Origin of the sequence: Rhizobium sp. CB3171, assembly GCF_029714265.1 — a bacterium.
Classification (GTDB): Bacteria; Pseudomonadota; Alphaproteobacteria; order Rhizobiales; family Rhizobiaceae; genus Rhizobium.
Genome location: NZ_CP121653.1, coordinates 1,059,843 through 1,073,347 on the forward strand (window position 1 = coordinate 1,059,843; position 13,505 = coordinate 1,073,347).

At 59.9% G+C, this 13,505-nt stretch carries 12 protein-coding genes and 1 pseudogene; 7 read left to right on the top strand and 6 right to left on the bottom strand.

Annotated features, from left to right (window positions below):
- Window positions 1–106: 106 nt before the first annotated feature.
- Together QA648_RS24195 and rhaI are read left to right on the top strand one after the other, a co-directional pair.
- The gene (locus tag QA648_RS24195; protein WP_283053989.1) at window positions 107–2,203 is read left to right on the top strand and encodes a bifunctional rhamnulose-1-phosphate aldolase/short-chain dehydrogenase; all 2,097 of its coding nucleotides are present in this window, start codon (window positions 107–109) and stop codon (window positions 2,201–2,203) included.
- Between the two features lie 237 nt (window positions 2,204–2,440).
- Window positions 2,441–3,733: an L-rhamnose catabolism isomerase gene (rhaI, locus tag QA648_RS24200; protein ID WP_104826767.1), complete on the top strand. Its 1,293-nt coding sequence runs from the start codon at window positions 2,441–2,443 to the stop codon at window positions 3,731–3,733.
- 5 nt (window positions 3,734–3,738) lie between these two features.
- Here rhaI and QA648_RS24205 read toward each other — a convergent pair whose 3' ends face one another.
- From QA648_RS24205 to QA648_RS24215, 3 genes are all read right to left on the bottom strand, one after another.
- The gene (locus tag QA648_RS24205) at window positions 3,739–4,185 is read right to left on the bottom strand and encodes a type II toxin-antitoxin system VapC family toxin (protein WP_104826766.1); all 447 of its coding nucleotides are present in this window, start codon (window positions 4,183–4,185) and stop codon (window positions 3,739–3,741) included.
- Window positions 4,185–4,430: a type II toxin-antitoxin system Phd/YefM family antitoxin gene (locus tag QA648_RS24210; protein WP_104826765.1), complete on the bottom strand. Its 246-nt coding sequence runs from the start codon at window positions 4,428–4,430 to the stop codon at window positions 4,185–4,187. Before QA648_RS24210 ends, QA648_RS24205 begins: the two co-directional genes overlap by 1 nt.
- 136 nt (window positions 4,431–4,566) lie before the next feature.
- Entirely contained in the window at window positions 4,567–5,214 is a 648-nt protein-coding gene (locus QA648_RS24215) for a TetR/AcrR family transcriptional regulator (protein ID WP_104826764.1), read from the bottom strand.
- 134 nt (window positions 5,215–5,348) lie between these two features.
- On the opposite strand from QA648_RS24215, the gene QA648_RS24220 reads away from it, so the two are divergent.
- The 4 genes and pseudogenes from QA648_RS24220 to QA648_RS24235 all read left to right on the top strand — a co-directional run bounded on the left by QA648_RS24220 (window position 5,349) and on the right by QA648_RS24235 (window position 9,240).
- Complete coding sequence (locus QA648_RS24220; RefSeq protein WP_283053990.1) at window positions 5,349–6,533, top strand: HlyD family secretion protein; 1,185 nt, start codon at window positions 5,349–5,351, stop codon at window positions 6,531–6,533.
- Window positions 6,534–6,560: 27 nt separating this feature from the next.
- A complete protein-coding gene (locus QA648_RS24225; RefSeq protein ID WP_283053991.1) occupies window positions 6,561–8,153 on the top strand; it encodes a DHA2 family efflux MFS transporter permease subunit in 1,593 nt (530 codons plus the stop codon).
- A 99-nt stretch (window positions 8,154–8,252) separates the two neighbouring features.
- Window positions 8,253–8,437 (top strand): annotated as a pseudogene (locus tag QA648_RS24230) (succinate-semialdehyde dehydrogenase (NADP(+))); the annotation flags it as partial.
- An 8-nt stretch (window positions 8,438–8,445) separates the two neighbouring features.
- Window positions 8,446–9,240, top strand: a complete 795-nt coding sequence (locus tag QA648_RS24235; protein WP_199773661.1) for an aldolase/citrate lyase family protein — start codon at window positions 8,446–8,448, stop codon at window positions 9,238–9,240.
- A gap of 56 nt (window positions 9,241–9,296) precedes the next feature.
- On the opposite strand, the gene QA648_RS24240 is transcribed toward QA648_RS24235, so the two are convergent.
- From QA648_RS24240 to QA648_RS24250, 3 genes are all read right to left on the bottom strand, one after another.
- Window positions 9,297–9,962: a YiiX/YebB-like N1pC/P60 family cysteine hydrolase gene (locus tag QA648_RS24240; RefSeq protein ID WP_283053992.1), complete on the bottom strand. Its 666-nt coding sequence runs from the start codon at window positions 9,960–9,962 to the stop codon at window positions 9,297–9,299.
- 142 nt (window positions 9,963–10,104) lie between these two features.
- Window positions 10,105–10,254, bottom strand: coding sequence for a hypothetical protein (locus QA648_RS24245; protein WP_283053993.1), 150 nt, complete (start codon window positions 10,252–10,254; stop codon window positions 10,105–10,107).
- 121 nt (window positions 10,255–10,375) lie between these two features.
- The gene (locus QA648_RS24250) at window positions 10,376–11,569 is read right to left on the bottom strand and encodes a Gfo/Idh/MocA family oxidoreductase (protein WP_283053994.1); all 1,194 of its coding nucleotides are present in this window, start codon (window positions 11,567–11,569) and stop codon (window positions 10,376–10,378) included.
- 189 nt (window positions 11,570–11,758) lie between these two features.
- On the opposite strand from QA648_RS24250, the gene QA648_RS24255 reads away from it, so the two are divergent.
- Window positions 11,759–13,456 (top strand): dihydroxy-acid dehydratase, encoded by a 1,698-nt coding sequence (locus QA648_RS24255; protein ID WP_283053995.1) that lies wholly within the window; start codon window positions 11,759–11,761, stop codon window positions 13,454–13,456.
- Window positions 13,457–13,505: the final 49 nt, after the last annotated feature.

The window sequence follows — 13,505 nt, forward strand, 5'->3', positions numbered from 1 at the left end:
GTTTTCGATTGACAAAGCGACTATCCGTGAGCGATATCGTGATTAACAAGGGCGGTTTGAGCATCTTTTAGACCGTCCGCAAGACATGATCTTATGGGAGGATGACATGGCGGCTGGTGTTCAGCTTCTGGAAAACCGTTGGGATGATGCATATGCGGCCGGCCTCGATGAGCCGGGCAAGCTGCTCTACCGGTCGAATCTGCTCGGTGCTGACAAGCGTATCACCAATTACGGTGGCGGCAACACATCGGCCAAGGTCATGGAAACCGATCCGCTGAGCGGAGAAAAAGTGAAGGTATTGTGGGTTAAGGGCTCTGGCGGCGATGTCGGCACTATCAAGCTCGACGGTTTTGCCACGCTTTATCAGGACAAGCTCGACAGCCTGAAGGGCATCTACAAGGGCGTTGCCGACGAGGACCGCATGGTCGGCTTCCTGCCGCATTGCACCTTCAACCTCAATGCCCGTGCCGCTTCCATCGACACGCCGTTGCACGGTTTCGTGCCTTTTACCCATGTCGACCACATGCATCCCGACGCGATCATCGCGATCGCGGCTTCCAAAAATTCCCGCGAGCTGACCCGCGAAATCTTCGGTGAAGACATCGGCTGGCTGCCATGGCGGCGCCCCGGTTTTCAGCTCGGCCTCGATCTCGAAGCCTTCGTCAAGGCGCATCCGAATGCCAAGGGCGTTGTTCTCGAAAGCCACGGCCTCTTCACCTGGGCCAATGACGCCAAGGGCTGCTACGAACTGACGCTCGCGATCATCAACAAAGCAATTCAATGGTTTGTGGCGAAGACTGAAGGCAAGACCATTTTCGGCGGCGGGGTAGTCCAGAGCCTGCCGCAGGCCGAACGCCGCGCGATTGCCGCCAAGCTCATGCCGGAAATCCGCGGTCGCATCGGCAAGGCGGAGCGCAAGCTCGGTCATTTCGACGATCAGGACGCCGTGCTTGAATTCGTCAATTCGAACAATCTCCGTCCGCTCGGTGCGCTCGGCACGAGTTGCCCGGACCATTTCCTGCGCACCAAAATCCGCCCGCTGATCGTCGACTTCGATCCGGCAAAGCCTGACGCAGACGCCGTCATCGCCGGTCTCGACCAGGCGCTGGAGGATTACCGTGCTGACTACGCCCGCTATTACAACGACTGCAAGCACGACAATTCGCCTGCCATGCGCGATCCGAACCCAGTAATCTTCCTGGTGCCGGGCGTCGGCCTTCTCTCCTTTGCCCGCGACAAGGCGACGGCGCGCATTGCCGGCGAGTTCTACGTCAACGCCATCAACGTCATGCGCGGCGCCTCGACCGTATCCGAATATCAGGGCCTGCCCGAGCAGGAAGCCTTCGATATCGAATATTGGCTGCTGGAAGAAGCTAAGCTGCAGCGCATGCCGAAGCCGAAGAGCCTAGCCGGTCGCGTGGCTTTCGTCACAGGCGGCGCCGGCGGCATCGGCCGCGCCACGGCGGCGCGTCTGGTGGGCGAGGGCGCCTGCCTGGTGCTGGCCGATATCGACCAGTCGGCACTTGAGAACACGCAGGAGGATTTCGCCAAGAAATACGGCGCGGACTCTGTACGCAGTGTCAAGCTTGATGTGACCAAGGAGGACGCAGTGATTTCGTCCTTCGCGGAAGCCTGCGTCGAATTCGGCGGCATCGATATTCTCGTTTCGAATGCCGGCATTGCTTCCTCTGCGCCGATCGAAAGCACGGAGCTTTCGATGTGGAACCGCAATATCGACATCCTCGCCACCGGCTATTTCCTCGTCTCGCGTGAAGCTTTCCGGCTGTTCCGGCGTCAGAATCTCGGCGGCAACGTCGTCTTCGTCGCCTCCAAGAATGGCCTTGCCTCGTCGCCGAATGCGGCCGCCTATTGCACCGCCAAGGCCGCCGAAATCCACCTGGCCCGCTGCCTGGCGCTCGAGGGGGCGGAGGCGGGCATTCGCGTCAACACGGTCAACCCCGACGCCGTCCTGCGCGGCTCCAAGATTTGGAACGGCGAATGGCGCGAACAGCGCGCGGCCTCTTCGAAGATCGAGGTGGATGACTTGGAAGAACATTACCGCAAGCGCGCAATGCTGAAGCTCAATGTTTTCCCGGAAGATATTGCAGAGGCTATCTATTTCCTCGCCTCTGACCTCTCCGCCAAGTCGACCGGCAACATCATCAATGTCGATGCCGGCAATGCGCAGAGTTTTACGCGGTAGTTGCGAGGCGGTGGCGGCCTCGGGGCCACCCTCGCGGTTCGAGGCCCTGCCGCGCTCGTTTCGCTCTTGCGGCAGCGCACCTCACCATGAGGGTGGGGTAACGATTGCGCCGAACTGACGGGGAGATCAGCCCTCACCCTGAGGTGGCCCCATAGGGCCCTCGAAGGGCGAGGGCGGATGATGGCTTGCAGGATGAACGCACCGTAACATTTCGAATGACATATCTGGGAGGAAAGAATGGCCGAGTTCAGAATTGCGCCGGATCTGGTCGCTGCGGAAAACGACAAGCGCGCTGCTGCGCTGAAATCTGATTATGAAGCGCTAGGCGCCACGCTCGCGCGTCGCGACGTCGATATCGAGGCCGTAACGAAAAAGGTCTCGGAATTCTTCGTTGCCGTGCCCTCCTGGGGTGTCGGCACCGGCGGTACACGCTTTGCCCGCTTTCCCGGCACCGGCGAACCACGCGGCATTTTCGACAAGCTCGATGATTGCGCCGTCATCCATCAGTTGACGCGGGCGACGCCGACCGTCTCGCTGCACATTCCCTGGGACAAAGCCGATGCAAAGGAATTGAAGGCCAAGGGCGATGCGCTCGGCCTCGGCTTCGATGCCATGAATTCCAATACTTTCTCCGATGCTCCCGGCCAGCCACATTCCTACAAATACGGCTCGCTCAGCCATGTTGACGCAGCGACCCGCGCCCAGGCGGTTGAGCACAATCTGGAATGCATCGAGATCGGCAAGGCGATCGGTTCAAAGGCGCTGACGGTCTGGATCGGTGACGGTTCCAACTTCCCCGGCCAGAGCAATTTCACCAAGGCGTTTGAGCGTTACCTCGCCGCAATGGCGGAGATCTATAACGCCTTGCCGGATGACTGGCGGCTGTTTTCCGAGCATAAGATGTATGAGCCGGCCTTCTATTCGACCGTGGTGCAGGACTGGGGCACAAACTATCTGATCGCCCAGACGCTCGGGCCCAAGGCCTACTGCCTCGTCGACCTCGGCCACCACGCGCCGAACACCAATATCGAGATGATCGTCGCCCGCCTCATCCAGTTCGGCAAGCTCGGCGGCTTCCACTTCAACGATTCGAAATATGGCGACGACGATCTCGACGCCGGCGCGATTGAGCCCTATCGCCTGTTCCTCGTCTTCAACGAACTGGTCGACGCCGAGCATCGCGGGGTAAAAGGCTTCCATCCGGCTCACATGATCGACCAGTCGCACAATGTCACCGATCCGATCGAAAGCCTAATTTCCAGCGCCAACGAAATCCGCCGTGCCTATGCGCAGGCATTGATCGTCGATCGAGGGGCATTGGCGGACTATCAAGACTCCAACGACGCCCTGATGGCCTCCGAAACCCTGAAGCGCGCTTACCGCGCCGATGTGGAACCCATCCTCGCCGAAGCCCGCCGCCGCACCGGCGGCGCCATCGATCCGGTTGCGACTTATCGGACGAGCGGCTACCGGAAGAAGGTTGCGAGCGAACGCCCAGCCTCGGCGGCAGGCGGGGGCGGAATTATCTAAAGAGCCTATACTTCCGGTGGATTCGCGAACGGATCGAGCGAGCGCGCATCCATCAGCCGGAAATGCCTTAGGTTTCGGGTGAGAACCGTGTAATCGTGTCGCAGTGCTGTTGCGGCAATCGCAGCATCTTCGAAACCTGGATCTCCGCCCCGTCCTACCGCCTGGTCGAATAGTCGGCCCGCGATGCGGGCAGTTTCTGTATCGAGCGGTAGGATGCGGTCGCCGTAAAGATGGAGAGTGAGTTCAAGCCACTCGCCAAGCAGCTCAGCTTTCTTGGACGCGCCCATCCGACGGGCTTTCGCAATCCCTGTTTCTATTTCGGCGACAGTCACGGTGGAGAGGTAAAACTGATGGGCATGGGCTGCAATCCATGCCCGAACCGCCTGCGATAGTAAATCTTGCGCGCGCAATGGCGATGTCGCGGAGATGATATTCGTATCCAGAAGATACATTAGATATCATCATCGCGTAGCAGCCGGCCCGGCTTGCGCACTGGCAGGTCGTCGTCTTCAAGTGGTGCATTGGTGAGTAACCAACCAAAGGACGGAACCTGCTTCAATTTTTGATATTCGTCATAAGAGATGATGACCGCGGTGCGCTCGCCATGGCGAGTAATGACCGCTGGATTGCCGCTGAGAGCATCATCGACCACAGCAGAAAGCGTTGCTTTCGCATCCTTGAGCTGAATTTCCTTCATGGGATCACCAATATGACTACAGTAGTCATATTGTAGGAGTGGCTTAGAGTTTCGTCAATGCATCATCAGATGCAGCCCTGGAATCATGTCAATTCCGCGCATAAGGATGCCGGTGGTTATTGAAGGTTGATCCCAATCAAACCTGGCAACCCTTGAGAAACACCTCGGCGCAAATGCGTGCCCGCCGGGTGATCTCCGCGATGTTCGGAGGGGGGAGTTGGCGCAGGATGGCGGCGCGCTGCGGCTCCATAATCATCATGCCACGCAGCATGCCGGAAGCCATATGGGGGTCCTCCAGACGGATGAGCCCGCGTTCGCATTGCGTCGTCAACCATTTCTCCATGATGGCATTCGAGCCGACGATGGCCGTCTCATAGAATGATGTGGCGATTTCCGGAAAGCGGTCCGATTCGGCGATGACGAGACGCATAATGTCGATCGTATCGTCCGACATCGTCAGCATGCCATAGGCCGTCAGCAGTCGCTCCAGGCCCTGCCGCAAATCCATCGTCGCCAGCGTCGACTGGTCCAGCGCCAGGAAAAACCGGCCGATACGGTCGGAAACGATGCTCGAAAACAGGTCTGCCTTGGTCGGAAACAGCCGATAGAGCGTCTTGGTCGAGACGCCTGCGGATTGTGCGATCGCGTTGATGCTCGCGGCCGCATAGCCGTTTTCCCGAAATTGCGTATCGGCTGCCTCGATGATCAGGCTCTTCGTATCGTCGTCGCAGCGAAGCTGGGGTCGGCCGCGGGAGCGCTTCTCATTTATTTGAATTTCGACCATGACAATTTTCCGAATTCCTGTTGACTTCCATTTTACAGCGCATATTTTGGAAAACAACAAGTTTCCTAAATGTGCGGCCGATAATTTTTGCGGGCATGTACCTCCAAGACGATCGGCCATCAGGAGAGACGACAGTGGAAAACAAGGTTCATGTATTGAATGCGAGCAAGCAGGCACCGGTTGCCGAAGCATCGACCATGGATGCCGGCAAGCCGGACGTTACGGTCGAACTGATGCGTATTGCCGCCGAGGAAAAGCCGGCGGCGAAGAAGCGGGGCAAGTCGTTCCTGCTCGGCGCCACGGCACTCGCCGTCATCGCAGCCGCCGCCTATTACGGTCATAACTACTGGACCGTCGGCCGCTTCCAGGTATCGACCGACGATGCCTATGTGCAAGCCGATAACAGCGCCATCGCGCCGAAGATTTCCGGCTATGTTACTGGCGTCGTCGTCAACGACAATCAGACGGTCAAGGAGGGGCAGGTACTGGCCCGTATTGACGGCCGCGATTTCAAGACGGCGCTTGATCAGGCCAAGGCCGATGTTGCCGCCGCTCAAGCCGATGTCGAGGCCAAACAGGCCTCTCTCGACATGCAGCAATCATTGATCGCAGCCGCCCAGGCGACCGTCGATGTCGACAAGGCCAACGAGACCTTCGCGGAGCAGAACGACAAGCGTTATGCAAGCCTATCGGTAAACGGCTATGCGCCGGTGCAAACCGCACAACAGGCCGCCTCGCAGATCGCCGCCGCCCGGGCCGCGATCGACCGCGATACGGCATCGCTTGCCGGGACCATCAAGCAGGTCGATCTGTTGAAGGCGCAATTGGCGCAAGCCAGGGCGACCCTTGCCCACGACCAGGCCGTCCAGAGCCAGGCGGAGCTCAATCTGTCCTATACGACGATCGTCGCACCGCTCGATGGTGTCATCGGCAACCGCACGCTCCGCGTCGGCCAATATGTGCAGGCCGGCACGCAGTTGATGTCGGTGGTCCCGACGTCGGCCGCCTATATCGTTGCGAATTATAAGGAGACGCAGTTGACCGACGTGCATGCCGGCCAGCCGGTCGACATCGAAGTCGATATGTTCCCCGGCCGCGTCTATCACGGTCATGTCGACAGCTTGGCGCCCGCGAGCGGCCAGGAATTCGCGCTGCTGCCGCCGGACAATGCCACGGGTAATTTCACCAAGGTCGTGCAGCGCATCCCGGTCAAGATCGTCCTCGATGGCGATAGCGCCGCCTCCGGCGATCTGCGCCCCGGCATGTCGGTGCAGCCGAGCATCGACATCAAGACGGCCGACCAGAGCCACGGCGCATGAACGGTGAAGGATGAGGAGTATTGAGCCATGTCCACCATCTCAGCCACCACCGCTATCGCCATCCCGCAGCCAAGCGCGAAGGCCAGCACCAGGGAATGGATCGCCGTACTCGCCGGCATGATCGGCGCCTTCATGGCGATCCTCAACATCCAGATCACCAATGCCTCGCTTCTCGATATAGAGGGTGGCATCGGCACGGGCGTCGATAACGGTGCCTGGATATCGACCTCCTATCTGATCGGCGAAATCGTCGTCATCCCGCTGACCGCTTTTTTCAGCAACGTCTTCTCGTTTCGCCGTTATATCCTCGTGAATTCGATCCTCTTCCCGCTGCTCTCGATCGCCTGTGCCTTTGCGCATGATCTCGGGACGATGATCGCGCTGCGCGGGCTGCAGGGCTTTGCCGGCGGCGTTCTGATCCCGATGGCCTTTACGATGATCCTCACCAAGCTGCCCAAGGCGCAGCAGCCGACCGGCCTTGCGATCTTCGCGCTATCGGTCACGGTTGCTCCTGCCATCGGCCCTACCATCGGCGGTTATCTGACGGAGAATTACGGCTGGCAGACGATCTTCTTCATCAATGCCCTGCCGAGCGCCATCATGGCGATCGCCCTTGCCCTGACACTCGAAAAGGGGCCGCTGCAACTTGGCCTTCTGAAGCACGGCGATTGGGCTGGCATCGTGACGATGGCGATCGGGCTTTCGGCGCTACAGACCGTGCTCGAGGAGGGCAATAAGGATGACTGGTTCTCCTCGCCCTTCATTCTGAAGCTCAGCACTATCGCTGTCGTTTCGCTCAGCGCCTTCATCTGGATAGAGTTGACCGTTCAGAATCCGCTGGTGAAGCTGCGGCTTTTGAAGCAACGCAATTTCGGCATCGGCGTTCTCGTCAACGTGCTGGTCGGCTTCGCGCTCTTCGGCTCGGTCTATATCCTGCCGCAATATCTCGGCCAGGTGCAGCGTTACAATGCCGAGCAGATCGGCAACGTGCTCGCCTGGACCGGCTTGCCGCAACTCATCCTCATTCCGCTGGTTCCGGTGATGATGAAGCGCTTCGACGTCCGCTATATCGGCTTCCTCGGTATCGCCATCTTTGCCATAAGCTGCTTCATGAACGTGACGCTTTCCGCCGACACCGCGGGTGATCAGTTCTGGATACCGAATATCGTGCGCGCTATCGGGCAGGCCATGGTCATCACACCGATTACGGCGATCACCACCGCCGGTATCGCACCTGCCGATGCCGCCGCCGCATCCGGCTTGACCAACATGCTGCGAAATCTCGGCGGCGCGGTCGGAACGGCAACGCTCGGCACCGTGCTCACCAAGCGCGAGCAGTTCCATTCCAACATCATCGGCCAGTCTGTGACGCTGGCGCGCGATGAGGTGAGGGAGCGGCTGACGCAGACGACCAATTATTTCCTGTCGCACGGCGTTTCGGATCATGCCCTTGCCGCGCAGAAAGCAACGGTCGCCCTCGGCAGCATCATCAAGCGGCAAGCACTGATCATGGGCTTCAGCGACACCTTCGCCGTCATCGGCATCCTCTTGGCGACCGCCGCAATCGCCACGCTTTTTGCCCGCAAACCGCAGCCCGGCGGCGGGGCAGGGGCTCATTGATACGGTCGCCCATTGCTGGGCAGCGAAATATTGGACCGCGACAAGCTACCCCAGCTTGCCGCGGTCGCCGTTGTAAGATAGCCGCAGACCAATGGTGAGTTTTCCTATCCGCGCAACGTCGCGCGCATCTTTCGGGTAGCCGAGGCGCGGGAATCCGGTATTGTCGGCATCAACGAAGATATTATTTCCATGCCTGTCGCCCGTTCGGCCGCGAAGGCTCGAAAGAGGGCATGGAAGAATATCTTGAAGTGAAATATCTCGCCCTCAGCGGGCTTGGTAATTGAGGAAAATCATTATGACCACTGATATCGACGGTTTCGCGGGTCGCCTGAAGCGCCGGGAAAATGGCGGCATGATCTCAGCCTGGATCGGCACGCCCGATCCGCTGCTGGTCAATCACCTCTCGCAGGAAGCTTTCGACGCCATCGTCCTCGATATGCAGCATGGAATGTGGGACATGGCCTCCGCGGCGAACGGCATTGCGCAGGTGCGCCTGGCCGGCAAGCCGGCGATCGCGCGCATCCCGGTCGGCGATTTCGCGTCAGCGTCGCGGCTGCTCGATGCCGGTGCCTCCGCCATCATTGCGCCGATGATCAATTCCGCCGATGACGCCCGCGCTCTAGTGAAAGCAACGAAATATCCGCCCCTCGGCGAACGGAGCTGGGGACCTTCGCTCGCGCTCAATCATTTCGGCATCGCTGCTGACGAGTATCTGCAGGGCGCCAACGGCCTGACTGTCACCATCGCCATGGTCGAGACCCGCGCGGCGCTCGATGCCATCGATGAAATCCTCGCGGTCGACGGCATCGACGGCATCTTCATCGGCCCGTCCGATCTCTCCATCGCGCTCTCGAATGGCGCGCGTCTGGCGCCCGACAGCGCCGCGATCGATCAGACATTGGCGCATGCAGTGGCGCGTTGCCGCGCCTATGGCAAGCTGATCTGCGCCTTCGGCACGGACGGCGAACGCGCCGGGCAATTCCTGAAGCTCGGCCTGGATCTCGTCATTGCCGGCGCCGAAACCGCACAGCTCCGCGCCGGTGCTCGCGCTGCAATTACCGCTGCCCGCAAGGTTGCGGCTTCCTGATCGGGATTGGAGCCAATTCGGCATCGAGGATCTTTGGTGATGGGGTGGACACCCCATCACAGCGGGTAGTTCGAATAAATCATCCTGAGATTTGGATCATTGGCGATGCTCACTGGAGTGACGAGGCTCTGATTGAGGATGTATTTATAGCACTGATCGAAATCGTAGCCGCGCTCAGTGCATTCGCTATCGCGCTGCCACCGCGACTGCACCAGGTTTCTGACAAGCATGTTGTCGATGTGTAGCTCAGATATTTTCTGCACCTTGCCGATCTCGATGCCCGCAGCCTTGTAGGCGAGATAGGGCAGTTCACTGCAGTAAATCGCATCGTTGTTGAACGAGAAAAACAGGTCATAGGGTTTGCCGTAGAGCGTGCGGGCGTAGGACAGGAGCTGCCGTGCGGTTTCGGGGGTGAGTCGCGGATCGCGATAGATCGCCACCCGTCTCAACAAACCGCGATTGACCCAGGTTTTCAGCGGTGTTTCCTTGACCTTTGCCCCGGCCTCGATGACCGTGATTGCCCCATTGTCGTTTTTGATGATGCCCATGTGTGAAAAGGCAGAACCAGTGGCGAATATAATCGCGCTTGATTGGTTACTGGTCGATGTCTGAAAAATCAGATCGCCGTCTTTGAGCGGCGGATAATCGCCGCCTGCCATGGCATAGAGCGTTCCTACGACAAGACAAACGCACAGGATCGCAATAGCCGTCAACTTCTTCATGCGATCCCCGTAACCGTTTGAAAGCGCTCGATTAGGCCGCTTTTACCAAGGCTCTTTTGCTGCTGAAACATGGCGCGCAAAAGGCCAATCATGAAACTCACGGCAGGGATCATTATTGCCGCAATGGAGTCGTCGCGATCCTTCAGGGGCCGATTTTTACATAGCAGGGATTGTACATGTTAAAGCCGCAGCCACCGCCGACGGCTTGTGCCGGCGTGATAAAATTTTGCAATGCGATCAATACCAGCGCGGCGGCGATCACAGTCAGAATCGTCTTCGTATATTTGTCCACTATATTCCCCTCAATATACAACTTATGCGGATGGGTCTAATGTGATTCTCGTGCGATTGCGAGGGGAATGCGGATCGAAATCTGTGGCGCGGACCCGGATGGAAAAGTCACTATCCGGACATCAATACCGATCGTGCTCATAGACCACGTCAGCCCACGTTCCCGTCGCCGTCGACTGCAGGCAGGCGTCGATGAAGGCGAGGCCGTCAACGCCGGTCCAGGCATTGGGCGTCAGTTCCGCCAGCGGGTCAGGCTCGGCGCCAGCAATGCGGGCGGCAACCAGTTCGGCGAAATCGGTATAGATATTGGCGAAAGCTTCGAAGAAGGCTTCGGGATGGCCGGTGGGCAGGCGGGTGCCTCGCTGGGCATGCGGATGCAGGCTCGGAAGGCCGCGCGTGCGTAGCTCGTCGGCGCGGTTCAGCCGCATGACGCGCAGATCGTTGGCTTCGGCCTGGTTCCACGAGATGCCGCCGTCTTCGCCATAAGCCTCGATGCTGACGACATTCTGCGCGCCGGTCGCCACCTTGCTCACCAGCATCTGGCCTCGCGTACCGTCATCGAATCTGAGGATCACTTGCGCCGTATCGTGTGCCGTGCGGCCGGGTAACGATGGGCCGACATCGGCAAGCACTGCGGCGATGCGGCGACCGCAAACAAAGCTCATCAGTTGATGGGCATGCACGCCGATATCCCCAAGCACATGGCTCTTGCCGCCTTTGGCCGTATCGAGCCGCCATTTGGTGCGGGGCGCCATCTTGTCCGGGTCGGCCTCGATAGGCCGGCTGAGCGAGCCCTGTACATAGCGGACATTGACGAGACGGAGAGCGCCGATCTCGCCGCCGGTGACGGTGGCACGCGCCTCGCGCACCATGGGATAGCCGGAATAATTATGGGTGAGCGACAGGATACGGCCGCGGTCATGGGCCTTGCGGGCGAGCGCCAGCGCGCTGTCGTAATCGTTGGTCAGCGGCTTGTCGCAGATGACGTCAAGACCGGCGTCGAGAGCAGCAGCCGCATATTCATAATGGCTGTCGTTCGGCGTCATGATGGCGACCGCGTCGATGCCGTCAGCCCGCAGGGTTTCGGCTTCGATCATGCTCCATACATCGGCATAGCCGCGCTTGATGCCAAAGGCATGGGCGGAGTTTAGCGACCGCTCCGGATCGGAGGAGAAGACGCCGGCCGTAAGATCGAAGCAATCGTCGAGGCGTGCGGCAGTGCGATGCACCGGACCGATGAGCGAACCCTGCGCGCCGCCGATCAGGCCGAGCCGCACCCGCCTGCCAAGAAGTTTGAAAACCACAGCCTGCGACATGGGAACGCGCCTTTCCTGCTGACCGATGAGAGAAATTAGATAGCGCAATCCTAACATTAGCACAGCGCCGCGCTCGACATTTTGCATGTAGCTCAGCCAATATGGCAATGAGATATGGGTTCGGGGAAAACCGATCCGACGGATAGCTGCCGGTCGATCCAGGCGCGTTTTCCTAAAGGGAGGGCAGACATGAGCAAGCCGGGAAAAGGTATCCGCAACGGTCTCACCAATTACGGCGATCCTCGTTTTGCCGCCTATCTACGCCGTTCCTTCGCCTCTTCGATGGGGTATTCGCGCACCATGCTGGAAAAGCCGGTCATCGGCATCACCTGGACGGCAAGCGGCTTCAACAATTGTCACCGCAACGTGCCGGAGCTGGTGGAGGCAGTCAAACGCGGGGTGCTGGCATCCGGAGGCCTGCCGCTCGATTTCCCCGTGACCTCGCTCGGTGAAGTCTTCCTCAATCCGACCAGCATGGTCTTCCGCAATCTGATGGCGATGGATGTGGAAGAAATGGTCCGCGCCCAGCCGATGGATGCCGTCGTGCTTGTCGGTGGCTGCGACAAGACTTTGCCAGCGCTGGTAATGGGCGCGGCCTCCGCCGGCAAGCCGGCAATCGTGCTGTCCACCGGGCCGATGATGACCTCGCGTTATCAAGGCGAGCGGCTCGGCGCCTGCACGGATTGCCGTCGGTTCTGGGGCCGCTATCGCGCCGGTGAGCTGAACGACAGGCAGATCGATGCGGTGGAAGGCGCCCTGGCGACGACCGCGGGCACCTGTGCGGTGATGGGAACGGCCAGCAGCATGGCAATCATGCTGGAGGTGATGGGCCTGATGTTACCCGGAACGGCAGCGATTCCCGCCGTCCATGCCGATCGCCTGCGAGCAGCGGAAACGACGGGTGTTGCCGCAATGGGCTTGGTTTCGTCGGGAACGACCATTCGCGAGACCGTCACCCAGGCGAGCATCGACAATGCGTTGAAGACCTTGCTCGCGATCGGTGGTTCGACCAATGCCATCATCCATCTGGCGGCGATCGCGGGACGTCTCGGCCTGAAGGTCGATCTGCAGGCGCTGAATGCGATGTCCGATGCAACGCCTGTGCTCGTCGATCTCAAGCCGACGGGCGATGCCTATATGGAGGATTTCTTCTACGCCGGCGGCGTCGGCGCATTGCTGAAGCGTCTTGGCGATCACCTCGACCTATCGGCACGCACGGTCACGGGAGAAACGCTTGCTGAGCTAGTCCCCGATGATGATGCCTGGGTGGACGACAAGATCATCCGCCCGACCGAAACGCCGATCCGCGCTGACGGCGGTCTCGTGGCGCTGTTCGGAAACCTGGCGCCAAAAGGGGCGATCCTCAAGCGCGCGGCGGCCGACGAGAGGCTCTTCGAGAAGACCGGCCGCGCCGTCGTTTTCGAAGGGCTCAAGGACCTTTCGGAGCGGATCGACGATCCCGATCTCGAGGTCACGGAAGACGATATTCTCGTGCTGAAGAATGCTGGCCCGAAGGCTGCCGGCATGCCGGAGGCTGGCTATCTGCCGATACCGGCCAAGCTGGCGCGCAAGGGCGTGAAGGACATGCTGCGCATCTCGGATGCACGCATGAGCGGCACGGCTTACGGGACGATCGTACTGCATATTTCGCCTGAATCCGCGGCAGGCGGGCCGCTGGCGCTGGTCCGCAACGGTGACCTGATACGCATCAGCGTCAGGGAACGGCGTTTGGATCTGTTGGTCGACGAGGCGGAGCTTGCCAAGCGCGATCCGACGCCGGCGCCTCCTGCCGAGACCCGCGGCTGGCTCGGCCTCTACAACAAGCACGTCCTCCAGGCCGAGGACGGCTGCGACCTCGATTTTCTTGTTGGGGAAAGCCATCAATAGAGATCGCGACATCCTGACGACCCAAGGGCCGTGCTTGCACGCGCATTTG

Excerpts from the sequence above, each read along its gene's own strand:
- QA648_RS24195 (WP_283053989.1), top strand. The coding sequence starts at position 107 with ATGGCGGCTGGTGTTCAGCTTCTGGAAAACCGTTGGGATGATGCATAT.
- rhaI (WP_104826767.1), top strand. The coding sequence starts at position 2,441 with ATGGCCGAGTTCAGAATTGCGCCGGATCTGGTCGCTGCGGAAAACGAC.
- QA648_RS24205 (WP_104826766.1), bottom strand. The coding sequence starts at position 4,185 with ATGTATCTTCTGGATACGAATATCATCTCCGCGACATCGCCATTGCGC.
- QA648_RS24210 (WP_104826765.1), bottom strand. The coding sequence starts at position 4,430 with ATGAAGGAAATTCAGCTCAAGGATGCGAAAGCAACGCTTTCTGCTGTG.
- QA648_RS24215 (WP_104826764.1), bottom strand. The coding sequence starts at position 5,214 with ATGGTCGAAATTCAAATAAATGAGAAGCGCTCCCGCGGCCGACCCCAG.
- QA648_RS24225 (WP_283053991.1), top strand. The coding sequence starts at position 6,561 with ATGTCCACCATCTCAGCCACCACCGCTATCGCCATCCCGCAGCCAAGC.
- QA648_RS24240 (WP_283053992.1), bottom strand. The coding sequence starts at position 9,962 with ATGAAGAAGTTGACGGCTATTGCGATCCTGTGCGTTTGTCTTGTCGTA.
- QA648_RS24250 (WP_283053994.1), bottom strand. The coding sequence starts at position 11,569 with ATGTCGCAGGCTGTGGTTTTCAAACTTCTTGGCAGGCGGGTGCGGCTC.
- QA648_RS24255 (WP_283053995.1), top strand. The coding sequence starts at position 11,759 with ATGAGCAAGCCGGGAAAAGGTATCCGCAACGGTCTCACCAATTACGGC.